The organism is Bradyrhizobium sp. AZCC 1719 (assembly GCF_036924525.1).
Taxonomy (GTDB): Bacteria; Pseudomonadota; Alphaproteobacteria; order Rhizobiales; family Xanthobacteraceae; genus Bradyrhizobium.
Map to the genome: position 1 here is coordinate 3,796,641 of NZ_JAZHRU010000001.1, position 24,061 is coordinate 3,820,701.

Consider the following 24,061-nt stretch of genomic DNA (forward strand, 5'->3'; position numbering starts at 1 on the left):
GAGCCATGATGACTGAAATACCAATGCCGCCGAACCCGTCGCTATGGCGACGAGCGACGGCGGCCTATGCGAAATTACTCGAAATCCTGCTCGCCGCATGTGTCGGCATTCTGGTCGTTCCGGTCACCCTGCAGGTCATCTCGCGCTACACGCCGTTCATTCCGTCCTACATCTGGACCGAGGAGATGGCGCGCTTCCTGTTCATCTGGACCATCATGATCGGCGCCATGGTCGGAATCAGGGAGGCGCAGCATTTCGAGGTCGACGTCTGGCCCACCCTGTCGCGGCGGGCGGAAGCCGCGGTGCGGATCGTCGCGCGCCTCGGCGTGCTGGCGATGGCGCTGGTATTCGTGTGGGCTGGCCTGGAATTCACGCGGTTCGCCTGGAACCGAACGTCGGAGACTGGCCGATCTACCGCTCTGGATGATTCATGTCGCATGGCCCGCGGCGGGTGTGACGTGGATCGTCTTTGCCGGCGAACAGATCATCGACGAATTGAAAATTCTGGTCGGGGCGAACCGATGAACGGTAATGTGCTTTCCGCCGGGGAGGCCGCACTGGTCCTGTTCGGCGTTTTCGTTGGCCTGCTCATCGTGCGCGTGCCGGTGGCGTTTGCGCTCGGCCTTGCCTGCGTACCGATCCTGCTGATCGAGCCCCGCCTGTCGATGATGTCGCTCGCGCAGGAGACCTTCAACGCCTACAATTCGTTCATCCTGCTCGCCGTGCCCTTCTTCCTCTTGACCGCCAACCTGATGGGCATCGGCGGCATCACCGACCGCCTGGTGGCGTTGTCGCGCTCGATGGTCGGGCATTGGCCGGGCTCGCTGGCGCAGATCAACGTCGTGCTGTCGGTGTTCTTTGCCGGCATTTCCGGCTCTTCCACTGCGGACGCCGCGAGCCAGTCCAAGATATTCATCGATGCCCAGACAAAGGAAGGCTACGATCTCTCGTTTTCGATCGCCATCACGGCGGTAACAGCGGTGCTTGCCGTTATCATCCCGCCCTCGATCCTGATGATCGTCTGGGGCGGATTGATCTCGACCTCGATCGCAGCGATGTATCTGGCCGGCATCGTCCCCGGCCTGCTGATCGCGGGCGCCCAGATGGCGACCGTGCATGTCTACGCGGTACGCCGCGGCTATCCGACCTACCCGAAATCGAGTTGGACCGACATCGGCTACGCCATCTGGCGATCGATACCGGCGCTGATGACGCCGTTCATCATCGTCGGCGGCATCCTGCTCGGATGGTTCACCGCCACCGAATCCGCCTGCGTCGCCGTGCTCTATTCCGTGGTGCTGTCGGCGTTCTTTTACCGCGAAACCGGCCCGCGCGAACTCTACAAGGCGCTGCTCGATACCGGGCGCCTGGCAGGCGTCGCGCTGTTCTGCATCGGCACCGCGAGCGCGTTCGGCTGGCTGCTGGCCTATTACAAGATACCGCAGGAGCTCTTGGCCAACGTCTCGACCTGGGGCATGGGCGCGGTCGCGGCCGGCTTCTTCATCGCCTTCTGCTTCCTGGTCGTAGGCTGTTTCCTCGACGCCATTCCGGCGATCGTGATTGTCGGCACCGTGCTGGAACCCTTAGCGAAGTCGGTCGACCTGCACCCCGTTCAGTTTGCGATCATCTCGATCGTGTCGCTGGCGTTCGGACTGGTGACGCCGCCCTATGGCCTGTGCCTGATGATCGCCTGCTCGATCGCGGGCGTGCGGCTGCGCTACGCGCTGAAAGACACGTTGATCATGCTGATACCGATGCTGCTGGTATTGGTCGCCGTCATCATCTGGCCGAGCGTCTCATTGTTCCTGCCACGCCTGATCGTGCCGGAGATGCTTAAGTAGCTACTCTTCCCTGTCGAGTGCGCAGCTTACAGTGTAGACAACGCCGCGCGGCAGAAAGTCGACGGTTGCTTCGCCGCCGAGCTGGTCGCGTGCGCTGCGCTCGATCAGCCGTGAGCCGAAGCCACGCTGCACCGGTGCCGTGACGGGCGGGCCGCCTGCCTCAGTCCAGATCAACCGCAACTTGCGCCCGTCGCTTTCTTCGAGGATTTCCCAATCCACCGCGACGGTCCCGGTGTCGTTCGATAGCGCGCCGTATTTGGCGGCATTGGTTGCGATCTCGTGCACGATCATCGACAGCACGACGGCGAGCCGCGGCGACAGCGGGACCCGCGGTCCGAACATCCGCGTCCGCTCCGGATTGTTGAGCAGGTAGGGCTGCAGCACCCGCGCAATCACTTCCCGCAGCTCCGCGCCCTGCCACTTCTCCTGGCTGAGCAAGTTATGCGCCTCCGCCAGCGCGCCGAGCCTTCCCTCGAACTTCTCGCGCTCCGCCCGGCTCGCGCTGCGGAAGGTCTGGGTGGCGATCGACTGCAGGACCGCGAGCGTATTCTTGACGCGATGGTTGAGCTCCTCGATCAGGAGATTGTGGAGCATCTCGCCGCGGGCGATCTGGGTTGCCATCCGCACCGCGAAGGCGAGCCCGACCATCAGCAGCACGGCACCCATTACGCTCGTGATCGCGAGGTTACGCCAGAGCGGCGCGACCAGCGAGCTTTCGGCAACGCCGGCGGCGACGGTCCAGCCGGTGAGCGAGGAGCGGGTAAAGCTCGTAATCAGCCGCACGCCCTCGAGCGATACCGTCGGCAGGGTGGCTTCCGGATTGTTGAACATCTCCGTATAGAGCGAGGGCGATGCACGCTTGCCGACAGTATCCTGTGGGTTAGGCACGCGCGCGAAATTGGTGCCTTCGCCGTCGAAGATCGAGATCGTCCAGTCCTTGCTCGGCCGCTGCTGCTCGACCATCGCCTGGAAAATCTCGATCGGCGGACTGAAGGAAATGTCGTAGAGTACTTCGCCATCGACGATGACGGGCACCTCGACCGTCACGATCAGCCGCTTCTTCACCGACCCAAAGAACAGGTTGGAATAGACCGGCTTCTTCTCCGCAAATACCCTCCCGACCAGGGCGAGGTTGTTGCGCAATGGCAGGTTGGCCGTATCAGGCGTGAGAGAAGAGAACAATTGGCGGCCTTCGCGGTTCGCCACCAGCACGACGCCGCCTTCGCCATACTGGTCGAGGAAGCCTTGGCAGATGCGGCGGAATCCGTCGAAATCTCCGTCGCGCAGCGCGTTTGTCAGCGATAGCACCTGGAGCGCGCCAGTGATCCGCTGCATCTCCGAGTCGAGCACGAGGCGAATGCTGCGAACCGTTTCAAGGACCCGTTGCGTCGCGTTCTGGCGGTCCTGCTTGTAATGGCTGAAAACGATGCCGGCCGCGAAAACAATCAACGGCAGCGTGGTTCCCGCGACCAGAAGGGCAAGACGCACTGGCAGTGAAAGTTTCGGCAACGCAAGCCCCGGATACACGCCTAATCGGAGGCAAGCATAGGAGAAGCCGCCGAATTTCGCCAAGGATATTAGGAGGATGTTAGTGCGCTATCGGCAGGGCATCGGGTTCCGCAGCGGCCGCCTCGCGCTGCGCAATGCCTCTCTTTTTGCCTAAAGATTACTGTCGATGATCGCGGCATACACCATGGTGCGCAGCTCGCGCCGCAAGGGATAGGCGCTCGACGGCAGCACCTGAGTCATGAAGATCGTGATCAGCTCTTCCACCGGGTCGATGAAGAACGACGTTGTCGCCGCACCGCCCCAGTTGAACTCGCCGGGACTGCCGGCAATCAAGGTCTGCGCCGGGTTCATGGTGACGGCGAAGCCGAGCCCGAAGCCGATGCCGTTATAGGCCGCTTCCGAGAACAGCGAGCGCGACATCGCCGGCAGGTCGACCCCGCCGGGCAGATGGTTGGACGTCATCAGCTTCAGCGTCTTCGGACCTAACAATCTGATACCGCCGAGCTCACCGCCATTGAGCAGCGCCCGGCAGAAGGTGAGATAGTCGGCCGTGGTCGAGCACAGGCCGCCGCCACCGGAGATGAAGGACGGCGGCGACAGGAATGAGCTCGTCGCCGGGTCGTCCTGCAGCGTCAGCGTGCCCTTTCGCTCGGTGGCGTGGAACGTCATGCCGCCCTGCGGGTCGGCCGAATAACACGCCGCGAACCGATGCGCCTTGTCCTTGGGCACGAAGAAGTCGGTATCCTTCATCCCGAGCGGATCGAGGATGCGCTCCTTTAGAAACTGCTCGAACGGCTTGCCGCTGATCAAACCGATGAGATAGCCGATCACGTCCGTGGCGACGGAGTAATTCCAGGCCTCGCCCGGCGAAAATTCAAGCGGAATTTTTGCAAGGTCGTCGATCATGCCTTGCAGCGTGCCGGCCTTGATGACTTCGCCGATCTTGTTCTCGCGATAGGCCGCGTCGACGTTGCTGCGTTGTTGGAAGCCGTATGTCAGGCCGGAGGTATGCCGCAACAGATCCACGATCAGCATCGGCCGTGACGGCGGCCGGGTCAGGAAGGCGGGGTGCGTACCGGCCACGAACACGCCGAGGTTCTTCCATGCCGGAATGTATTTGTGCACGGGCTCGTCGAGCGCGACGCGGCCTTCCTCGACCAGCATCATGAACGCGACGGAGGTTAGCGGCTTGGTCATCGAATAGATGCGGAAGATCGTGTCGTCCTTGACTGGCACCTTGCGCTCGAGATCGGCAAAGCCCTGCGCAGACGAATGGACGACCTTGCCGCGGCGATAGATCAGGAGCTGCGTCCCCGGGAAGCGGCCGGCATCGATGTAGCGCTGCTTCAGATGATTTTCGAGGCGATCGAGGGCCGCCTTGGACATTCCGGCGGATTCGGGGGAGGCGGGGGCTAACATCGGCATCTCCGGCTGGCGACTGCGGCCTTGATAGCCGAAAAGTGTCCCCTGTTCCAACGGGCCGGGCTTATGTGGGTTGGAAGGGTGATATAGGCTGACACCAGCCATCGCATATCTCCGCAGGACAGCAAAATGCGCCAATTCAGCGAGACCGAACTGACCGCCGCCGTCATCCGCAGCTTCGACAATACGCCTGATACGCGCGCCAAATTCCTGCTGCAGGAACTGGTGAAGTCCCTCCACGACTATGTCCGCAAGACCGACCTCACCTTCGAGGAATGGGAATATGCGATCGATTTTCTCACGCGGACGGGCCAGAAGTGTACCCCGATCCGGCAGGAGTTCATTCTGCTGTCCGACGTGCTCGGCGTGTCGATGCTGGTCGATGCCGTGAACCACCGGGAGCGCGAGGGCGCCACCGAGACCACGGTGCTCGGCCCGTTCTATGTCGGCGAGCACAAGGTGATGCCACACGGCACCGATATCTCGGCAACGCTACCCGGCGAGCGGATGTTCGTGCAGAGCCGCGTCACCGACCTCGAGGGCAAGCCACTGGCCGGCGTGCCGGTCGACATCTGGCATGCCGACGATGACGGCTTCTATGACTCCCAGAAGCCGGCCTATGCAACGGAAGGGCCGTCGTCGCGGGCGCGTTTCATTACCGATGCCGATGGAAGGTTCTTCTTCCGCACCATCCTGCCGTGCAGCTACCCGATTCCGACCGACGGCCCGGTGGGCGAGATGATCGTGCAGACCGGCCGTCACCCGATGCGGCCGGCCCACGTGCATTTCCTGGTCGATGCGCCCGGCTATCAGCCGCTGATCACCCACGTCTTCATCGACGGCGACAAGTATCTCGATTCCGACGTGGTGTTCGGGGTCAAGGACGAGCTGGTCGCCAGAATCGAAAAGCGTACCGATCCGACGATGCCGGACGGCAAGCCCGCGGGCGAGCCGTGGCACCTGATGAGCTACGAATTCCGCATGAAGCCAGGCGAGGGAAGCGCGCCGAAACCGATGATGGCGAAGGCGGCTGAAGACGCATAACGCAGGGTGCCGCATCGTCTGCTCAATTCTTGTGCGCCGCACAAAGATTGAGCGAAACGCAAATTTCGAATGCGGTGACTGGTTCCTGACCGCTGCCGCTTTTTGCAGCAACATACGAAGAGTGCATTGAAATAATTGTAGATTTTGCGCTGCTGGAGGCTTGGCACGAAGCTTGAATAGCTTGTGTCGACGCCATTGAAGCCGTCCCTCGAGACCACTCATCCGAATTGTGACGCCGCCATTCCGGGGCCTCCCTGGAACGCGCCTTTCTGCGCCTGGCGCGGTGACACCAATCGGACGGCCCCGTTCAACGCACCGACGCAAAAGGACAACGACGCCCATGACGAAGCCTACCTATCCGACCTCACGCCACGGTTTCAGCCGCCGCCAGCTCCTCAAGGCCACCGGCGGCACGGCGGCATTACTCGCTGCGGCCAAGCTGAATTTCCCGGCTGGCGCGTTTGCGCAAGGCGCGGGTCCGGAAGTGACCAAGGCGACGCTCGGGTTCATCGCGCTGAGCGACGCCGGTCCACTGTTCGTCGCCAAGGACAAGGGATTCTTCGCCAAGCACGGCATGCCCGACGTCGAGGTCGCCAAGCAGGCGTCGTGGGGTACCACCCGCGACAACCTCGTGCTTGGTTCGGAAGGCAACGGCATCGATGGCGCGCATATCCTGACGCCGATGCCATATCTGATTTCAGCCGGCAAGGTAACGCAGAACAACGTGCCGACGCCGATGTACATCTTGGCGCGGCTCAATCTCGATGCGCAGTGCATCTCGATTGCCAAGGAATATGCCAACCTCAAGATCGGGACTGACTCTTCGCCACTTAAAGCCGTGTTCGAGCAGAAGAAGGCCGCCGGCAAGTCGGCCAAGATTGCGATGACCTTCCCGGGCGGCACGCACGATTTGTGGATCCGTTACTGGCTCGCCGCCGGTGGCATCGATCCCGACAAGGACGTCGAGACCATCGTGGTGCCGCCGCCGCAGATGGTTGCCAACATGAAGGTGGGCACGATGGATGCCTTCTGCGTTGGTGAACCCTGGAATCTGCAGCTCATCAACCAGGGTATCGGCTACACCGCGGTCAATACCGGCGAGCTCTGGAACAAGCATCCGGAGAAGTCGCTCGGCATGCGCGCAGCCTGGGTCGACAAATATCCAAAGGCCGCCAAGGCCATCCTGATGGCTGTCATGGAGGCGCAGCAATGGGCCGACAAGGCCGAGAACAAGAAAGAGCTCGCCACCATCATGGGCAAGCGGCAGTGGATGAATTGCCCTGTCGACGACGTTTATGACCGTTCGGCGGGCAAGTTCGACTACGGCATTCCCGGAAAGGTCGTCGAGAACTCGCCGCACATCATGAAGTACTGGCGCGACTTCGCTTCCTATCCGTTCCAGAGCCACGATCTCTGGTTCATGACGGAAGATATCCGTTGGGGCAAATACGAAGCAGGCTTCGACAGCAAGGCGCTGGTGGCCAAGGTCAACCGTGAGGATCTCTGGAAAGAAGCCGCCAAGACGCTGGGCGTTCCCGCCGCAGAGATACCGACTTCGACCTCGCGCGGCAAGGAGACCTTCTTCGACGGCAAGGTGTTCGATCCGGAAAACCCGGCTGCGTATCTGAAGTCCCTTTCGATTAAGCGCGTTGAAGTCTGATCAAGCCCGGGCCGCGCGCGGTTGCGGGCGGCCCGCTCATTGAACACGGAGATGCATTTTCAATGACGATGCCTGCGATCAAAGCTGAAGCCACTGCCGTGGCCATTCCGACCGCCTCACCGACCTCTGCGGCACCGGTGGTGACGATGACACCGAAGCCGGCGCCACGTGCCGAGAAATACGTCAAGATGGGCAAGGAGATCGCGGTGCGCATCGTGCCGCCGCTGATCGTGCTAGCGCTCCTGATGCTGTTCTGGGAATTGGTCTGCCGCCGCACCGGCTCGACCCTGCCGCCGCCGTCGCGCGTCTTCAAGGACACCAAGGAACTGATCTTCGATCCGTTCTTCGACAATGGCGGCATCGACAAGGGCCTGTTCTGGCATCTGTCCGCCTCGCTGCAGCGCGTCGCGTATGGCTATTCGATCGCCGCGATCGTCGGCATCGCGCTGGGTACGCTGGTCGGGCAATCGGTGTGGGCGATGCGCGGACTCGATCCGCTGTTCCAGGTGCTGCGCACCATTCCGCCACTGGCCTGGCTGCCGCTGTCGCTGGCCGCGTTCCGTGATGGACACCCATCGGCGATCTTCGTCATCTTCATCACCTCGGTCTGGCCGATTATCATCAACACCGCGGTCGGCATCCGCAACATCCCGCAGGATTACCGGAATGTCGCAGCCGTCGTGCAGCTCAATCCGTTGGAGTTCTTCTCCAAGATCATGATCCCGGCAGCGGCGCCCTACATCTTCACGGGCCTGCGCATCGGCATCGGCCTGTCGTGGCTGGCGATCGTGGCTGCGGAAATGCTGATCGGCGGCGTCGGCATCGGCTTCTTCATCTGGGACGCCTGGAATTCCTCGCACATCAGCGAAATCATCCTGGCGCTGTTCTACGTCGGCATCATCGGCTTCGTGCTCGACCGCCTGATCGCGGGACTGGCGAAGGTCGTGACCCGCGGCACCGCGCTGAACTGAAGGATCAAGTCATGCACGCCTATCTGAAGCTCGACCATATCGACAAGACGTTCACCCGCGGCAACGCCACGACGGAAGTGCTGAAGGACATCAGCCTGACCATCGCGAAGGGCGAATATGTCTCGATCATCGGCCATTCCGGCTGTGGCAAGTCCACGCTGCTCAATATCGTCGCCGGCCTCACCGGCGCCACAAACGGTGGCGTGCTGCTGGAGAACCGCGAGGTCAATTCGCCGGGACCGGATCGCGCGGTTGTGTTCCAGAACCACAGCCTGCTGCCGTGGCTGACAGTGTACGAAAACGTCAAACTCGGCGTCGACAAGGTGTTTTCGTCGACCAAGAGCCGCGCCGAGCGCGACGCCTGGGTGATGCACAATCTCAATTTGGTGCAGATGGCGCACGCCAAGGACAAGCGCCCGTCGGAGATTTCGGGTGGCATGAAGCAGCGCGTCGGCATTGCCCGTGCGCTGGCGATGGAGCCGAAAGTGCTTTTGCTCGACGAGCCGTTCGGCGCGCTTGATGCGCTGACACGTGCGCACCTGCAGGACTCGGTGATGGCGCTGCACCAGAAGCTCGGCAACACCATCCTGATGATCACGCACGACGTCGACGAGGCCGTGCTGCTGTCGGACCGCATCGTGATGATGACCAACGGCCCGAGCGCACGGATCGGCGAAGTGCTGGACGTGCCTTTGGCGCGTCCGCGCAAGCGGCTCGAGCTCGCGACCAATCCCGGCTACCTCAAGTGCCGGCAACGCGTGCTCGAATTCCTCTACGAGCGGCATCGCTTCGTCGAGGCGGCGTAGGCTCCTACGAAAGCGGCTAGGGAAGGACGTGCCATGAGCGAACCGCTCGTCATCGTCGGCAACGGCATGGCTGCTGCCCGTCTGGTCGATGAACTGGCCAAGGTGGCCTTGGGCCGCTACGCCATTGCCGTGATCGGCGACGAACCGCGGCTTGCGTATAATCGCGTGCTATTGTCATCGGTGCTGGCCGGCGAAACCACCTCGCAGGACATCGAGCTGCGGCCGGCGTCCTGGTGGCGCGACCGCGGCGTGACCCTGAAGTATGGTTGCGTGGCGACCGAGATTGATGTCGGTCGCCGCGAACTCAAGATGGAGAACGACGAGAGCATTCCGTTTTCGAAATTGGTGCTGACCACCGGCTCGTCGCCGCTGCGGCTGAATGTACCCGGCGCCGATCTCGCCGGCGTGCACACGTTTCGTGACAGCCGCGACGTCGACTTGCTGCTGACACTGGCCGCGCAGAAGAAGCGTGTGGTGGTGGTTGGCGGTGGACTGCTGGGTCTCGAGGCGGCTTATGGCCTCGCCAAGGCTGGCGCGCCGGTGACGCTGGTGCATCTGATGGACCGCCTGATGGAGCGACAGCTCGACGCGCCTGCGGCGGCGCTATTAAAATCCCTCGTCGAGAGCAAGGGCATCGAAATTCTTCTCAACGCCAACACGGCGAGCATTCATGGCGAGACGCGGGTTGAAGGCGTCGAACTGGCGGACGGACGCCTGCTTGAGGCCGACGCCGTGATCTTTGCCGCAGGCATTCGTCCGAACATCGCGCTCGCCAGGGAAGCCGGTATCCCTGTCAACCGCGGCATCGTGGTCGACGATCATCTGCAGACCGGCGCCTCCGGTATATTCGCCATCGGCGAGTGCGCCGAGCATCGCGGCGTCTGCTACGGCCTGGTCGAGCCGGCCTATGAGCAGGCGAGGGTGCTGGCGCGGCATCTCGCCGGGCGTGAAGCGTCGTACAGCGGAAGCATCGTTGCGACCAATCTGAAAGTTTCCGGCGTCAACGTGTTCTCCGCAGGCGATTTTATGGGCGGCGACGGCAGCGAGGCCATCGTACTCTCCGACATCAACCACGGCACTTACAAGAAGCTCGTGATCGCGGACGGGAGATTGACCGGCGCGGTTCTGATCGGCGATGTCGCCGACGCGCTCTGGTATCTCGAATTGATCCGCACGCGTCAGCCGACGGCCCGAATTCGCGCCGATATGATGTTCGGCCGCTCGCTCGCGATCCGTTCCGAGGCGGCATGATCGGATTGCTGGCATGACAGTCGTCGATCCCGATCTCCGCGCTGTCAAAACCACCTGCGCCTATTGCGGCGTCGGCTGCGGCATATTGGCGACGCCGGACGGACGGGGCGGGGCCGCGATCTCGGGCGATCCTGACCATCCCGCCAATTTCGGCCGGTTGTGCTCGAAGGGTTCGGCGCTTGGCGAGACGCTCGGGCTGACGAACCGGCTGCTCTATCCGATGATCCGCTGCGGCAAAGGAACCATGGAGCGGGTCGCCTGGAGCGACGCGCTCGACCATGTCGCGCACAGGTTTCAGCACATCATCGCGCGCGACGGTCCGGGCGCGGTCGCGTTCTATCTTTCCGGCCAGTTGCTGACCGAGGATTACTACGTCGCCAACAAGCTGATGAAGGGCTTTATCGGCAGCGCCAATGTCGACACCAATTCGCGGCTGTGCATGGCCTCGTCCGTGGCCGGCCACCGCCGCGCTTTTGGCGCCGACACCGTGCCGGGATGTTACGAGGATCTCGACGAGGCCGACCTCTTGGTGCTGGTCGGCTCCAACGCGGCCTGGTGCCATCCGGTGCTGTACCAGCGCATGCTCGCCAACAAGCAGAAGCGCGGTGCGCGCATCGTCGTGATCGACCCGCGCCGGACCGACACCGTCGGCGACGACGATCTGTTCCTGGGATTGAGGCCGGGCACGGATACGGCGCTGTTCAGCGGGTTGCTGGTTTACCTCGCGGACAACGGCGTACTCGACCGCGACTACATCGAACTCCACACCACCGGTTTCGACGAGACAATCGCCCGCGCGCGCAGCATCACCGGCAGCGCCGGCGCAACGGCGCTCGCGACCGGCCTGTCCGAGCAGGACGTTGCGACGTTCTTCCAAATGTTTGCCAATACGCCGCGCGTGGTCACCCTCTATTCGCAGGGCGTCAATCAATCGGCGCAGGGCACCGACAAGGTCAACGCCATCCTCAATTGCCATCTCGCGACCGGGCGGATCGGCTTGCCGGGCGCGTCGCCGTTCTCGCTGACCGGGCAGCCCAACGCGATGGGCGGACGCGAGGTAGGCGGGCTCGCCAACCAGCTCGCCGCCCATATGGGATTCACGCCGCCAGATATCGATCGCGTGCGGCGGTTCTGGAAGGCGCCGCGCATCGCCACCCATGAGGGCCTGAAGGCGGTGCAGATGTTCGAGGCGATCGGGCGCGGCGAGATCAAGGCGCTATGGGTGATGGGCACCAATCCAGCGGTGTCGCTGCCGAACGCGGATGCTGTTCGCGAAGCCCTGAAGAAGCTCGAGCTGTTCGTGGTTTCTGAGAACGTGATCTCCAACGACACGGTGGACGCTGGCGCGCATGTGCTGCTGCCGGCGCAGGCCTGGGGCGAGAAATCCGGCACGGTGACCAACTCGGAACGGCGCATCTCGCGGCAGCGCGCGTTTCTTGCCTCCCCGGGCGAAGCCAAGCCCGATTGGTGGATCATGGGCGAAGTCGCCAGGCGGCTGGGCTTCGGCGCGGCCTTCAGCTTCACCTCGGCGGCGGATATTTTTCGCGAGCACGCCGCGCTTTCGACCTTCGAGAACGAAGGCGCGCGCGACTTCGATATCGGCGCGCTGCAGTCGCTGTCGGACAGCGATTTCGATGCAATGGCGCCGGTGCAATGGCCGGTCCGGCAGGGGACCGAGCCGCAAGCGCGCTTCTTCGCCGAAGGCGGTTTCTTTGCCAACGATTTCAGAGCCCGTTTCATCGCGCCGGAAATTCCGGCGCTGCGAACCGAGACCAGCGCGGTACGGCCGTTGCGGCTCAACACCGGGCGCATCCGCGACCAGTGGCACACCATGACGCGGACGGGGATGAGCCCGCGGCTCGGCCAGCATCTGCCGGAGCCGTTCGTGGAGGTCCATCCCGACGATGCCGCAAAATTTGGCGTTGCCGACGGCGACTTCGCGCGTGTCACCACCGACTACGGGCAATGCACGCTCCGCGTCATCGTCAGCGAACGCCAGCAGCGCGGCATGCTGTTCGCGCCGATCCACTGGAGCGAGGCCAATGCGACCGGCGCGCGCGTCGGCTCGCTGGTGGCGCCCGTCACCGATCCGTTCTCCGGTCAGCCCGAGAACAAGGCGACGCCGGCCTCGATCGTGCCTTACGAATACGTCTTCCGCGGCTTTGCGTTGTCGCGCAAGGCACTCGAACTGCCCGCGCATGCCTGGGTGGCGCGCGTTGCCGTCAAAGGCGGCCATGGCTACCTGTTCGCCGACAATGCCGATGTCGCGGGCTGGCAATCCTGGCTGAAATCCATCGCGCGCGATGACCTCGCGGAATACAAGGACTTTGGCGGCGGCGTCTATCGCGCCGCATCCTTTGACGGCGACCGTATCGACACCTGCCTGTTCATCGGCCCGGCGCGCGACGCCGGCGACTGGAACGTGGTCAAGGACCTGTTTGCCGCTGATGCGCTGAACCACGACCAGCGCCGCATGCTCCTGTCGGGCAAATCGGCTGACGGCCTCGCCAACGCCGGCCCGATCGTCTGTGCCTGCTTCGGCGTCGGCCGCAACACGATCTGCGAGGCCATCGCAGCGGGTGCGGGCACCGCCGCCGACATCGGCGCCAAGCTGAAAGCCGGCACCAATTGCGGCTCCTGCATTCCGGAATTGAAGCGGCTGATTGCGCAGACGGGAACGGACGACGCCGCGCAGCGGAAGCTCGCGGCGGCGAACTGACCTTTCCACGTCATTGCGAGGAGCGAAGCGACGAAGCAATCCATTCTTTCTTTGCTCGGAGAAATGGATTGCTTCGCTGCGCTCGCAATGACGGCACCTCACCCCTTCCTGTTCTTCGCATTCACCGCGATCGCCGCCGCGGCGGTGCGGTTCTCGACGCCGAGCTTGGAATAGATCTGCTCGAGGTGCTTGTCGACGGTGCGCGGGGAGAGTCCCAAAATCTGCGCGATGTCGCGGTTGGTTTTGCCCTTGGACAGCCACGACAGCACTTCGCCCTCGCGCGTCGTCAGGCCCAACTCGCTGGAGAATTCCACTGGCGCCTCCGCGCCGGAATCTTTCGCCAGCCGCAGCAGGAATTCGTTCGCACCGAGCTTCCCCATATACTGCAGGCGAAGCTGCTCGTTGCCGTGACGCGTCGGCATGGCGGCGGCCTTTGCGCCGGCTTTGCCCTTGCGTGCCTCATCGAGCCATTGCGGAATCGGCTCGGGCAGCACGACGTCATCCTCGCCGTCGGCGGCGAGCGAGTCGGAGAGCAGCTTTTGCGCCTGCGGTGTCGCCCACATGATCTTGCCTGCGCCGTTCACCGCGAGCAGATAGCGGCCGGAGACGTCGAGCGCGGCGCGCGCGCTCTGGGTCAGGCGGGCATTGGCGAGATGGACGCGGATGCGCGCCAGCATCTCCTCGACCGCGATCGGCTTTGTCACATAGTCGACGCCGCCAGCCTCCAGCCCGCGCACAATGTGTTCGGTTTCGGCCAGCCCCGTCATGAAGATGATCGGAACATGGTCGAGCCCGGCGTCGCGCTTCAGCCGCCGGCAGGTCTCGAACCCATCCATCCCCGGCATCACAGCGTCGAGCAGCACGATGTCAGGCGTGATCTGGTCGACGATCCGCATGGCGGAAGCACCATCGAGCGCGACCATGACGGTCATGCCCGCGCCGTCGAGCGCATCGGTCAATAGCCGCAGCGTCTCGGGCGAGTCGTCGACGACGAGGGCGACGTCGCGCTTTTTTGATTCAATGATCATAGCTGTGCAGGGCTTTCAGGGTCGCCATGTACTGATCGAGATCGAAGCGGTCGATCAATACGCGCATTTGCGACACGAAGTCGGCATGTTCGGGGTAGTCATTTCCGATCTCGTCGAGCTTGACCTGGATCGCGCGGACGTAGCCCAGTTGCCCAAGCCCGATCAGTTCCTCGACATGTTTCACTGGCGGCCGCGAGCCGGTCTCCGGCCTCCAATGGGGGGCAGGGACATCGCCTGCCTCATACTGCCACTCGAACTTCAGCAATTGCCGGATGGTTTCGAGTAGCTTGGGAATATCGATCGGCTTCATCAGGTAGCCGTCGTGGAATGGTTGCGCCAGCGGCGCGCCATGCGCTTCAAGCGCGCTCGCCGACACCATCAGGATACGCGCCTGGTGATGGCCGCCGGCGCGCAGCGTCTCCGCCACCGTCCAGCCGTCCATCCCGGCCATCGAGATGTCGAGCAGGAACAGATCAGGCCGGCAATGCTGCGCCAGCGCGAGACAGCCAGGGCCATCGGGCGCGCTGAGCAGAATGAAGCCGAGCGGCGTCAGCACCTGGCGCAGGAGATCGCGGTGGGTCGGATCGTCGTCGGTGATCAGGATCGTCTTGCGGGGGCCGTGATAGCCGAAGATCGGCGCCTCCACCGGCGCGATCCGCGTCGGATTCGTGACTTCCGACAGCAGGATTTTCACTCGAAACGTGCTGCCGTTGCCGACTTGGCTGGTCACCTTGATGTCGCCGCCCATTACGCCCGCGAGCAGCCGGCTGATGGTCAGCCCAAGCCCGGTGCCGGTTTGTGGCTGCGAGACGCCGAGCGCGCCGCGTTCAAAGGGTGCGAAGATACGTTCGAGGTCGTCCGGCTGGATGCCGGGTCCGGTATCGATCACCTCGAACTCCGCAACGGGACTGCGGTAATGTACGACGAACTGCACGTTTCCGGTCTGCGTGAACTTCAGTGCATTCGAGATCAGGTTGATCAGAACCTGCCGCAGCCGCTTCTCATCGGCATAGACGACGAGCGGCAGCACCGAAGGCCGTTTGAAGATGAAGTCGATACCCTTGGCGGCGGCCTGAACGCGAAACATGCCGACGAGCTGATCGAGAAATTCGCTCAGGCGGACCTCGTCGCGCGACAGATAAAGCCGGCCTGCTTCGATTTTGGAGATATCGAGGATGCCGTCGATCAGTCCTGACAAATGGTCGGCACTGCGCCGGACCACTCGCACCTGGTCGCGGGGCTTGGCAGGCAGATTGGCATCCTGCTCGAGCAATTGCGCATAGCCTGAGATGGCGTTCAGCGGCGAGCGCAGTTCATGGCTCAATCCCACCACGTAACGGCTCTTGGCAAGGTTTGCCGATTCCGCGACTTCCTTGGCGCGCTGCAGTTCGGCATCGGTCCGCTTATGCGCGTCGATCTCCTGAATCAGGAGCGCAGTCTGCCGCCGCGTTTCAGCTTCCGCCGCGCGGCGGCTCTGTTGCGCCAGCACGAACAGCCATGCCACCACGCCGATGATGATGGTGAGCGCGAAGAACACCTTCCACAGCACGTCCGACAGCGCAAAATTTTCGACGGGCATTGCCGCCGAGGTCTGCAGGTAGATCAGCCCCAGCGTCAACCCGACCAGCCCCGCGGAAACCGCGAACACGCCGAGATAGTGCCCGAACTGCGAATTGATCCGCGCGTAGATCGCCTCCGGCAACAGTTTCCCGAGCATGTCCGAGACCTGAGCACCGGCGCGCGCATGCGGCTTGCAGAGATCATGGCAGCGCGCATCGAGCGAACAGCACAGCGAACAGATTGGGCCGGCATAGGCCGGGCATGAGGCCATGTCCTCCGGCTCGAACGAGTGCTCGCAGATGCAGCACTGGATCGATTCGAGGTTCTGCCAGCTCCGCTTCGGCTTGCGCGCGATGTAATATTTGCCGTCGGTCGCCCATGCGATCAGGGGCGCGGTGACGAAGGCAACCGCGAGCGCCACGAAGGCAGAGAGCGCCTTCGCCGTCGGGCCGAACAGGCCGTAAAAGGCAGAGATCGAAACGATGGTCGCGATCGTCATCGCGCCGACGCCGACCGGATTGATATCGCAGAGATGCGCGCGCTTGAACTCGATGTGCTGCGGGCGCAAGCCGAGCGGCTTGTTGACGACGAGATCGGCAACCAGCGCGCCGACCCAGGCAATCGCTACATTGGAATAAAGCGCCAACGTCTGCTCGAGCGCCTTGTAGACGCCGATTTCCATCAACAGCAGCGCCACCAGAACGTTGAAGACGAGCCACACCACGCGGCCGGGATGGCTGTGGGTCAGTCGCGAGAAGAAGTTCGACCAGGCGATCGAGCCGGCATAGGCGTTGGTGACGTTGATCTTGATCTGCGAGAGAATGACGAAGGTGCCGGTTAGCGCCAGCGCCAGATCGGGCTGGGACAGCACATAGCGAAACGCTTCGAGATACATGTGCGCCGGCTCGGCGGCCTGCTCGCTGGAGACGCCATGGCTCAGCGCGAAGTAGGCGAGAAACGAGCCCAGGAGCAGCTTGAGCGCGCCGAAAATGATCCAGCCGGGGCCGGCGCTGAGCAGCGCAATCCACCACGACGTCCGCGAGGTGCGGCGATCGCGCGGCAGAAACCGCAGGAAGTCGACCTGCTCGCCGATCTGCGCAACCAGCGAAAACACCACCGACGCGGCGGTGCCGAACAGCAGCAGATCGAGATGGCCGCCGGCGTCGCCATGCTCGCCTGCGAATCTGCGCCACTCCGTGAACGACTGCGGGTTGGCGTAGGCGATCGCCACGAAGGGCAGGATGTGAAGCACGATCCAGAGCGGCTGCGTCCACAATTGAAAGCGGCTGATCAGGGTGATGCCGTAGGTCACCAGGGGAATGATGACGACGGCGCTGATGAGATAGCCGATCGGGCGCGGGATGCCGAAGCACATCTCGAGCGCCGCGGCCATGATAACTGCCTCGATCGCGAAGAAGATGAAGGTGAACGAGGCGTAGATCAGTGAGGTGATGGTGGAGCCGATATAGCCGAAGCCGGCGCCGCGGGTCAGCAGATCAATATCGATGCCGCATTTTGCGGCATGATAGGCAATCGGCAGGCCGCAGAGGAAGATGATGACGCTGACGACAAGAATGGCTGATGTGGCGTTGGCCGCGCCGTAATTGAGCGTAATGGTGCCGCCGATCGCCTCCAGCGCCAGAAAGGAGATCGCGCCGAGCGCGGTATTGGCGACGCGGGCGGCAGACCACCGCCGCGCGCTCTTGGCGGTGAAGCGCAGCGCGTAGTCTTCCAGCGTCTGGTTGGCAACCCATTGGTTATATTGGCGCCTGACGCGGTCTATCCGCTGCCGCCCTGCCACTTGCAGCTCCTGCCCAGTTCGACCGACCCGCTTGGCCCAGCAAACTCCGTACCAAACCCTACGTCGCTATTTTGCGGTGCAATATACGCAATCCCACGTATCTGTGCGGTGCACAATTCTGGGCAATCCTCGCCTGACCAATAAGCGTTCTCGAACAAAATGGGGTGCTCATGTCAGACGAACCAAACAAGGGCCTGCGGTCTCCGCTTCGCCGCAAACTGCTGATGGGCGCGGCGGCGCTGCCGCTCATTTCGATCCTTCCCCGGCCCTCATTCGGGGCAGGCCCCACAACCGCCACCGTCAACACCACGGGGCTCGCGGTCACCGATACGGAGGTCACCGTCGGCATCCTGCACTCGGCCACCGGCACGATGGCGATCTCGGAGACGGGCTCGATCCAGGCCGAAAAGCTCGCGATCGAACAGATCAACGCCGCCGGCGGCGTGCTCGGGCGCAAGATCAAGTTCATCCAGGAAGACGGCGCCAGCGACTGGCCGACCTTTGCGGAAAAGGCCAAGAAGCTTCTCGTCAACGACAAGGTCGCAGCGATCATGGGCTGCTGGACCTCGGCATCGCGCAAGGCGGTGCTGCCGGTGGTCGAGCAGTACAACGGTATGCTGTACTATCCCACCTTCTATGAAGGCCTCGAGCAGTCCAAGAACGTCATCTACACCGGTCAGGAAGCGACCCAGCAGATTCTCGCCGGCCTGAACTGGATCGCCAAGGAGAAGGGCGCCAAATCGTTCTTCTTCATCGGTTCGGACTACATCTGGCCGCGCACCTCGAACAAGATCGCGCGCAAGCACGTCGAGAACGTACTGAAGGGCAAGGTCGTCGGCGAGGAATATTACGCGCTCGGCAGCACCCAGTTCAATTCGGTGATCAACAAGATCAAACTGACGAAGCCCGACGTCATCTTCACCGACGTGGTCGGCGGCTCCAACGTCGCCTTCTACAAGCAGCTCAAGGCGGCCGGCGTCGACCTGTCGAAGCAGGCGCTCCTGACGATTTCGGTGACCGAGGACGAGATCGACGGCATCGGCGGCGAGAACATCGCGGGTGCCTATGCCTGCATGAAATACTTCCAGTCGCTCGACAATGCCAACAACAAGACGTTCGTTCCCGCCTTCAAGAAGATGTGGGGCGAGAAGACCGTGATCGGCGACGTGACGCAGGCCGGCTATCTCGGCCCGTGGCTGTGGAAGCTGACCTGCGAGAAGGCCGGCAGCTTCGACGTCGACAAGATCGCAGCAGCTTCGCCCGGCGTCGAATTCAAGGAGGCGCCCGAAGGTTACGTGCGCATCCATGAAAACCATCACCTCTGGTCGAAGACCCGTGTCGGGCGCGCTAAGCTCGATGGCCAGTTCGAACTGATCTTCGAGACCGCGGACCTGATCGAGCCCGATCCGTTCCCTAAGGGCTACCAATAAGCGCGGAACCTTCCCGCAACTTTCCAACCGCTCCCTGGCGTGGACCGTCAATCCGCGCTTCACGACCCCGCGTCGCGAATTCTCTCGCGACGCGGGGACCTTCCTCCGGCGGAGAAGTCAGATGTTCGGCGACTATTCGATTGGCGATCTGGGCTCCATCTTCGTCATGCAGGGTTTTGCGGGCCTGATCCTGTTCTCCGTCTACGTGCTGATGGCGCTCGGCCTTGCCATCATCTTCGGCCAGATGGGCGTCATTAACATGGCGCATGGCGAGTTCATGATCCTGGGGGCCTACGTCACCTGGATGACGTCGAATTTGTTCCAGAGCTATCTGCCAGGTCTTTTCAGCGGCTATTTCTTTCTCGCGATGATGCTGGCTTTCCTCGCCTCCGGCGCGCTCGGAATGCTGGTGGAGTGGGTGCTGATCCGTCATCTCTACAAGCGCCCGCTCGACACGCTGCTCGCCACATGGGGCCTCAGCCTCATACTGCAGCAGGCCTATCGCTCCGTCTTCGGCGCGCGCGAGGTCGGCGTCGAGCTGCCGCAGTGGATGCTGGGCTCGCTCAAGGTGACCGACAGCATCGAGGTGCCGATCAACGGCATCTTCGTGATGGGTCTCACCGTTTCGATCACGTGCGCGGTCGCTTACGTCATTTACAAGTCGCGCTGGGGCCGGCAGGTCCGCGCAGTCGTGCAGAACCGGATCATGGCCGGCGCCGTCGGCATCAATACCGAAAAAGTCGATCGCTACACCTACGGTCTCGGTTGCGGGATCGCCGGGATAGCGGGAAGCGCTTTTACCATGATCGGCTCGACCGGTCCGACCTCGGGGCAACTCTACATTGTCGACACGTTCCTGGTTGTCGTGTTTGGCGGCGCCGCGAGCCTGCTCGGCACCATCGCGTCGGCCTTCTCGATCTCGCAAACGCAATCGACGCTCGAATTCTTCATGTCGGGCTCGATGGCCAAGGTTCTCACGTTGCTCGCCGTCGTCGGAATCCTGATGTTGCGGCCGCAGGGCCTCTTCAGCCTCAAGGTTCGCAAGTAAGAACAAGAAAGCACGGTCATGATCATCAACTCGCGCTTCTTCAATCGCTCCGAACTCATCGGCTTCGTTGCACTGGGCCTGGTCCTGCTCGTGATCCTGCCGCTGTCGCTGGATGTGTTCCGTCTCAATCTGGTCGCGAAATATTTGACTTACGCCTTTGTCGCGATCGGCCTCGTGCTGTGTTGGGGATATGGCGGCATCCTGAGCCTGGGGCAGGGCGTGTTCTTCGGCCTTGGCGGCTACTGCATGGCGATGTTCCTCAAGCTGGAGGCATCCAGCGTCGAGAACACCAAGATCCAGTCCACGCCCGGCATTCCGGATTTCATGGATTGGAATCAGATCACCGCGCTGCCGCTGTTCTGGCAGCCGTTCCACAGTCTCACCTTCACCGTTCTCGCCATCATCCTGGTCCCAGGCCTCTTCGCCCTGATCATCGGCACGGCAATGTTCAAGCGCCGCGTCGGCGGCACCTATTTCGCGATCATCACCCAGGCCGTCGCCGCCATCCTTACCATTCTGATTGTCGGGCAGCAGGGTTATACCGGCGGCATCAACGGCATGACCGACCTGCGTACGCTGAAGGGATGGGACATCAGGCCGGACCACGCCAAGATCATCCTGTACTTCGTCGAAGTGGTATTGCTGTTCGCCTGCATCGGCATCGCGCAGTTCATCCGCCTGACCAAGCTCGGCCGCATCCTGGTGGCGATGCGCGAACAGGAAGACCGCGTCCGCTTCTCCGGCTACAGCGTCGCCAATTTCAAGATCTTCGCCTTCTGCATGGCCGCGGTCTTCGCCGCGATCGGCGGCGCCATGTTCGCGCTCAATGTCGGCTTCATGTCACCGTCCTTTGTCGGCATCGTGCCGTCGATCGAGATGGTGATCTACACGGCGGTCGGCGGCCGGATGTCGATCTTCGGCGCTGTGTGGGGGGCGATTTTGGTGAACTTCGCCAAGACCAGCCTTTCGGAATCCTTCCCGCAGCTCTGGCTGTTTGGTCTTGGTGCGCTGTTCATCGCGGTCGTGCTCGCCTTTCCGAATGGTCTGTCCGGCATCTGGGCGGATTACATCCAGCCGCGCATCGATCGCCTGATCGCCTCGATCAAGGCGAAGTCGAGTGGCTGGAGCGGCAATTCCGTCGCCGACGGCGCACCGGCAGAGTGAGGAGATAGATCATGCTCATCGGTCACCAGCCCAAACCCTTCCTGCTCGCGGTCGAAGCGCTCACGGTGTCGTTCGACGGCTTCAAGGCGGTGAACAATCTTTCCTTCTATGTCGAGGAGAACGAGATCCGCGTCATCATCGGCCCCAACGGCGCCGGCAAGACCACGGTGCTCGACCTGATCTGCGGAAAGACCAAGGCCACCTCAGGCTCGATCCAGTTTCGCGGCAAGGAGCTGACGAAGCTGAAGGAGAACCAGATCGTACAGACCGGCGTGGGGCGCAAGTTCCAGACCCCATCGGTGTTCGAGGATCTGACCGTGTTCGAGAATCTCGAGATTTCCTATCCGCGCGGCCGCACTGTGTTCGGCTCGCTCGCCTTCCAGCGCGATGCATCCGTCAAGCAGCGCATCGCGGAAGTCGCCGAGATGATCTTCCTGAAGGATCGTCTCGATACCTATGCCGATCAGCTCAGCCACGGCCAGAAGCAATGGCTCGAGATCGGCATGCTGCTGATTCAGGATCCGGAACTCTTGATGCTCGACGAGCCCGTCGCCGGAATGAGCGTCAGCGAGCGCGCCAAGACCGCCGAACTCTTGAACCGTATCATCAGGGATCGCTCAGTGCTCGTCATCGAGCACGACATGAAATTCGTCGAGGACATCGCCCACAAGGTTACGGTGCTGCACCAGGGCCAGATCCTGTCGGAGGGAACGATGGAGAAGGTCAAGAACGATCCGAAGGTGATCGAAGTTTACCTCGGGCACTAGCGCATGATCCCGGAAAGTGGCGTCCGGTTTCCGGACAAGATCATGCGCAACAAATAAGGAACGCTCATGCTGGCTATTTCGGATCTTCACGTCGCCTACGGCCAAAGCGAAGTTCTGCACGGCCTCAACGTCTCGGTCGCGTCCAACGAGATCGTCGCGATCATGGGCCGCAACGGCATGGGCAAGACCACGCTGATGAAGTCGCTGATGGGCATCGTGCCGACCAAGAGCGGCTCGGTGAGCATGGAAGGCGCCGAGCTCAGCGCAATGCCGAGCTACGAGCGCGTCGCCAAGGGCCTCGCCTACGTGCCACAGGGCCGCATGATCTTTTCCACCATGACGGTGAAGGAGAACATCGAGACCGGCCTCGTGGTGTCGGGCGGCTCGGAGGTGCCCGAGGACATCTACGAATTGTTCCCGGTGCTGCTGGAGATGAAAGGCCGGCGCGGTGGCAATCTCTCCGGTGGGCAGCAGCAGCAGCTCGCGATCGCTCGCGCGCTCGCCACCAAGCCAAAAGTGCTGCTCCTGGATGAGCCGACCGAGGGCATCCAGCCGTCGATTATCAAGGACATGGCGCGCACCCTGAAGCGCATCCGCGACGAGCGCGGCCTGTCGATCGTCGTTTCCGAACAGGTGTTGAGCTTTGCGCTCGACATCGCCGACCGCGTGCTGGTCATCGAGAACGGCGAGATCGTCCGCGACGAGCCGCGCAACAGCGTCGATGCCGCGCAAGTCTCGAAATTCCTGTCCGTGTAAACCCGCAAACCGTGCTGTCTAAAAAGGGGAGCTATCGATGCCAGAGACACTGATCAAGGTCGATCTTTCGAAATCGGCCTACGACAACGACATGATCCACAACCGCTGGCATCCCGACATTCCGATCGTGGCGTGGGTCAATCCGGGCGACGATTTCATCATCGAGACCTATGACTGGACCGGCGGTTTCATCAAGAACAACGATTCCGCCGATGACGTGCGCGACATCGACCTCTCGATCGTGCACTTCCTGTCCGGCCCGATTGGCGTCAAAGGCGCTGAGCCCGGCGATTTGCTCGTGGTTGACCTGCTCGATGTCGGTCCGTTGAAGGAAAGCCTGTGGGGTTTTAACGGCTTCTTCTCCAAGCAGAACGGCGGCGGCTTCCTGACCGACCATTTCCCGCTGGCGCAGAAATCGATCTGGGACATCAAGGGTCTCTACACCTCGTCGCGCCACGTGCCCGGCGTAAATTTTGCTGGATTGATCCATCCCGGCTTGATCGGTTGTCTGCCCGATCCGAAATTGCTGGCGACCTGGAACGAGCGCGAGACCGCGCTGATCGCGACCAATCCGACGCGCGTGCCGGGCCTTGCCAATCCACCGTTCGCCGCGACCGCGCATGCCGGCCGCGCCAAGGGCGATGCCAAGGCCAAGGTCGGTGCCGAAGGCGCCCGCACCGTGCCGCCGCGTGAGCATGGCGGCAATTGCGACATCAAGGATCTGTCGCGGGGCTCGAAGATCTTTTTCCCGGTCTATGTGCCGGGCGGGGGGCTCTCGATGGGTGATTTGCACTTCAGCCAGGGCGACGGTGAGATCACTTTCTGCGGCGCAATCGAAATGGCCGGCTGGCTGCATCTGAAGGTCGATGTCATCAAGGATGGCGTCGCCAAGTATGGGATCAAGAATCCCGTGTTCAAGCCGTCGCCGATCACGCCGAACTACAAGGATTACCTGATCTTCGAGGGCATCTCGGTCGACGAGGCCGGTAAGCAGCATTACCTCGACGTCCACATCGCCTATCGCCAGGCGTGTTTGAACGCGATCGAATACCTTAAGAAGTTCGGCTATTCCGGCGCGCAGGCCTATTCGATCCTCGGCACCGCGCCGTGCCAGGGCCACATCTCCGGCGTGGTCGACGTGCCGAACGCCTGCGCCACGCTGTGGCTGCCGACGGAGATTTTCGACTTCGACATCATGCCGTCGTCGGCCGGACCGATCAAACACGTCAAGGGCGACATCCAGATGCCGATCTCGCCGGACAAATGATGCAGCGCGCGAAGGAC

General features: G+C 62.4%; 17 protein-coding genes and 1 pseudogene. 14 read left to right on the forward strand and 4 right to left on the reverse strand.

Annotated features, from left to right (window positions below; translation table 11 throughout):
- Positions 1–8: 8 nt before the first annotated feature.
- Positions 9–525: pseudogene (locus V1292_RS17735) on the forward strand (TRAP transporter small permease).
- Positions 522–1,841 (forward strand): TRAP transporter large permease, encoded by a 1,320-nt coding sequence (locus V1292_RS17740; RefSeq protein WP_334374012.1) that lies wholly within the window; start codon positions 522–524, stop codon positions 1,839–1,841. Before V1292_RS17735 ends, V1292_RS17740 begins: the two are co-directional and overlap by 4 nt.
- Here the strand turns inward: V1292_RS17740 and V1292_RS17745 are convergent, their stop codons facing one another.
- Positions 1,842–3,350 (reverse strand): sensor histidine kinase, encoded by a 1,509-nt coding sequence (locus tag V1292_RS17745; RefSeq protein WP_334374013.1) that lies wholly within the window; start codon positions 3,348–3,350, stop codon positions 1,842–1,844.
- A 150-nt stretch (positions 3,351–3,500) separates the two neighbouring features.
- Positions 3,501–4,775 carry a serine hydrolase domain-containing protein gene (locus V1292_RS17750; RefSeq protein WP_442895532.1) on the reverse strand — a complete coding sequence of 425 codons (1,275 nt, stop codon included), beginning with the start codon at positions 4,773–4,775 and terminating at the stop codon, positions 3,501–3,503.
- Between the two features lie 126 nt (positions 4,776–4,901).
- Between V1292_RS17750 and V1292_RS17755 the strand changes: the two genes are divergently transcribed.
- The 6 genes from V1292_RS17755 to V1292_RS17780 all read left to right on the forward strand — a co-directional run bounded on the left by V1292_RS17755 (position 4,902) and on the right by V1292_RS17780 (position 13,223).
- Positions 4,902–5,816: an intradiol ring-cleavage dioxygenase gene (locus V1292_RS17755; protein ID WP_334374015.1), complete on the forward strand. Its 915-nt coding sequence runs from the start codon at positions 4,902–4,904 to the stop codon at positions 5,814–5,816.
- 340 nt (positions 5,817–6,156) lie between these two features.
- Positions 6,157–7,476 (forward strand): CmpA/NrtA family ABC transporter substrate-binding protein, encoded by a 1,320-nt coding sequence (locus V1292_RS17760; protein ID WP_334374016.1) that lies wholly within the window; start codon positions 6,157–6,159, stop codon positions 7,474–7,476.
- Positions 7,477–7,538: 62 nt separating this feature from the next.
- On the forward strand, positions 7,539–8,447 hold the full coding sequence (gene ntrB, locus V1292_RS17765) for a nitrate ABC transporter permease (protein WP_334374017.1): 909 nt from the start codon (positions 7,539–7,541) through the stop codon (positions 8,445–8,447).
- A gap of 11 nt (positions 8,448–8,458) precedes the next feature.
- The gene (locus tag V1292_RS17770; RefSeq protein ID WP_334374018.1) at positions 8,459–9,253 is read left to right on the forward strand and encodes an ABC transporter ATP-binding protein; all 795 of its coding nucleotides are present in this window, start codon (positions 8,459–8,461) and stop codon (positions 9,251–9,253) included.
- A 33-nt stretch (positions 9,254–9,286) separates the two neighbouring features.
- The gene (locus tag V1292_RS17775; RefSeq protein ID WP_334374019.1) at positions 9,287–10,504 is read left to right on the forward strand and encodes an NAD(P)/FAD-dependent oxidoreductase; all 1,218 of its coding nucleotides are present in this window, start codon (positions 9,287–9,289) and stop codon (positions 10,502–10,504) included.
- Between the two features lie 13 nt (positions 10,505–10,517).
- Positions 10,518–13,223, forward strand: coding sequence for a molybdopterin-dependent oxidoreductase (locus V1292_RS17780; RefSeq protein ID WP_334374020.1), 2,706 nt, complete (start codon positions 10,518–10,520; stop codon positions 13,221–13,223).
- A 98-nt stretch (positions 13,224–13,321) separates the two neighbouring features.
- Here the strand turns inward: V1292_RS17780 and V1292_RS17785 are convergent, their stop codons facing one another.
- Together V1292_RS17785 and V1292_RS17790 are read right to left on the reverse strand one after the other, a co-directional pair.
- Positions 13,322–14,251: a response regulator transcription factor gene (locus V1292_RS17785; RefSeq protein ID WP_334374021.1), complete on the reverse strand. Its 930-nt coding sequence runs from the start codon at positions 14,249–14,251 to the stop codon at positions 13,322–13,324.
- Positions 14,241–17,612: a hybrid sensor histidine kinase/response regulator gene (locus tag V1292_RS17790; RefSeq protein WP_334374022.1), complete on the reverse strand. Its 3,372-nt coding sequence runs from the start codon at positions 17,610–17,612 to the stop codon at positions 14,241–14,243. The genes V1292_RS17785 and V1292_RS17790 overlap by 11 nt, the downstream gene beginning before the upstream one ends.
- A 170-nt stretch (positions 17,613–17,782) precedes the next feature.
- Here V1292_RS17790 and urtA point away from each other — a divergent pair, with 170 nt between their 5' ends.
- The 6 genes from urtA (at position 17,783) to fmdA (ending at position 24,044) form a co-directional block, all read left to right on the forward strand.
- Positions 17,783–19,042, forward strand: coding sequence for an urea ABC transporter substrate-binding protein (gene urtA / locus V1292_RS17795; RefSeq protein ID WP_334374023.1), 1,260 nt, complete (start codon positions 17,783–17,785; stop codon positions 19,040–19,042).
- Positions 19,043–19,163: 121 nt separating this feature from the next.
- Complete coding sequence (urtB, locus tag V1292_RS17800) at positions 19,164–20,090, forward strand: urea ABC transporter permease subunit UrtB (protein ID WP_028347328.1); 927 nt, start codon at positions 19,164–19,166, stop codon at positions 20,088–20,090.
- 18 nt (positions 20,091–20,108) lie between these two features.
- A complete protein-coding gene (urtC, locus tag V1292_RS17805) occupies positions 20,109–21,254 on the forward strand; it encodes an urea ABC transporter permease subunit UrtC (RefSeq protein WP_334374025.1) in 1,146 nt (381 codons plus the stop codon).
- Positions 21,255–21,265: 11 nt separating this feature from the next.
- A complete protein-coding gene (gene urtD, locus V1292_RS17810; RefSeq protein WP_334374026.1) occupies positions 21,266–22,021 on the forward strand; it encodes an urea ABC transporter ATP-binding protein UrtD in 756 nt (251 codons plus the stop codon).
- 66 nt (positions 22,022–22,087) lie between these two features.
- The gene (gene urtE, locus V1292_RS17815; RefSeq protein WP_334374027.1) at positions 22,088–22,777 is read left to right on the forward strand and encodes an urea ABC transporter ATP-binding subunit UrtE; all 690 of its coding nucleotides are present in this window, start codon (positions 22,088–22,090) and stop codon (positions 22,775–22,777) included.
- Between the two features lie 37 nt (positions 22,778–22,814).
- Positions 22,815–24,044 (forward strand): formamidase, encoded by a 1,230-nt coding sequence (fmdA, locus tag V1292_RS17820; protein ID WP_334374028.1) that lies wholly within the window; start codon positions 22,815–22,817, stop codon positions 24,042–24,044.
- Positions 24,045–24,061: the final 17 nt, after the last annotated feature.

Excerpts from the sequence above, each read along its gene's own strand:
- V1292_RS17740 (WP_334374012.1), top strand. The coding sequence starts at position 522 with ATGAACGGTAATGTGCTTTCCGCCGGGGAGGCCGCACTGGTCCTGTTC.
- V1292_RS17750 (WP_442895532.1), bottom strand. The coding sequence starts at position 4,775 with ATGCCGATGTTAGCCCCCGCCTCCCCCGAATCCGCCGGAATGTCCAAG.
- V1292_RS17755 (WP_334374015.1), top strand. The coding sequence starts at position 4,902 with ATGCGCCAATTCAGCGAGACCGAACTGACCGCCGCCGTCATCCGCAGC.
- V1292_RS17760 (WP_334374016.1), top strand. The coding sequence starts at position 6,157 with ATGACGAAGCCTACCTATCCGACCTCACGCCACGGTTTCAGCCGCCGC.
- ntrB (WP_334374017.1), top strand. The coding sequence starts at position 7,539 with ATGACGATGCCTGCGATCAAAGCTGAAGCCACTGCCGTGGCCATTCCG.
- V1292_RS17770 (WP_334374018.1), top strand. The coding sequence starts at position 8,459 with ATGCACGCCTATCTGAAGCTCGACCATATCGACAAGACGTTCACCCGC.
- V1292_RS17775 (WP_334374019.1), top strand. The coding sequence starts at position 9,287 with ATGAGCGAACCGCTCGTCATCGTCGGCAACGGCATGGCTGCTGCCCGT.
- V1292_RS17780 (WP_334374020.1), top strand. The coding sequence starts at position 10,518 with ATGACAGTCGTCGATCCCGATCTCCGCGCTGTCAAAACCACCTGCGCC.
- V1292_RS17785 (WP_334374021.1), bottom strand. The coding sequence starts at position 14,251 with ATGATCATTGAATCAAAAAAGCGCGACGTCGCCCTCGTCGTCGACGAC.
- urtA (WP_334374023.1), top strand. The coding sequence starts at position 17,783 with ATGTCAGACGAACCAAACAAGGGCCTGCGGTCTCCGCTTCGCCGCAAA.
- urtB (WP_028347328.1), top strand. The coding sequence starts at position 19,164 with ATGTTCGGCGACTATTCGATTGGCGATCTGGGCTCCATCTTCGTCATG.
- urtC (WP_334374025.1), top strand. The coding sequence starts at position 20,109 with ATGATCATCAACTCGCGCTTCTTCAATCGCTCCGAACTCATCGGCTTC.
- urtD (WP_334374026.1), top strand. The coding sequence starts at position 21,266 with ATGCTCATCGGTCACCAGCCCAAACCCTTCCTGCTCGCGGTCGAAGCG.
- urtE (WP_334374027.1), top strand. The coding sequence starts at position 22,088 with ATGCTGGCTATTTCGGATCTTCACGTCGCCTACGGCCAAAGCGAAGTT.
- fmdA (WP_334374028.1), top strand. The coding sequence starts at position 22,815 with ATGCCAGAGACACTGATCAAGGTCGATCTTTCGAAATCGGCCTACGAC.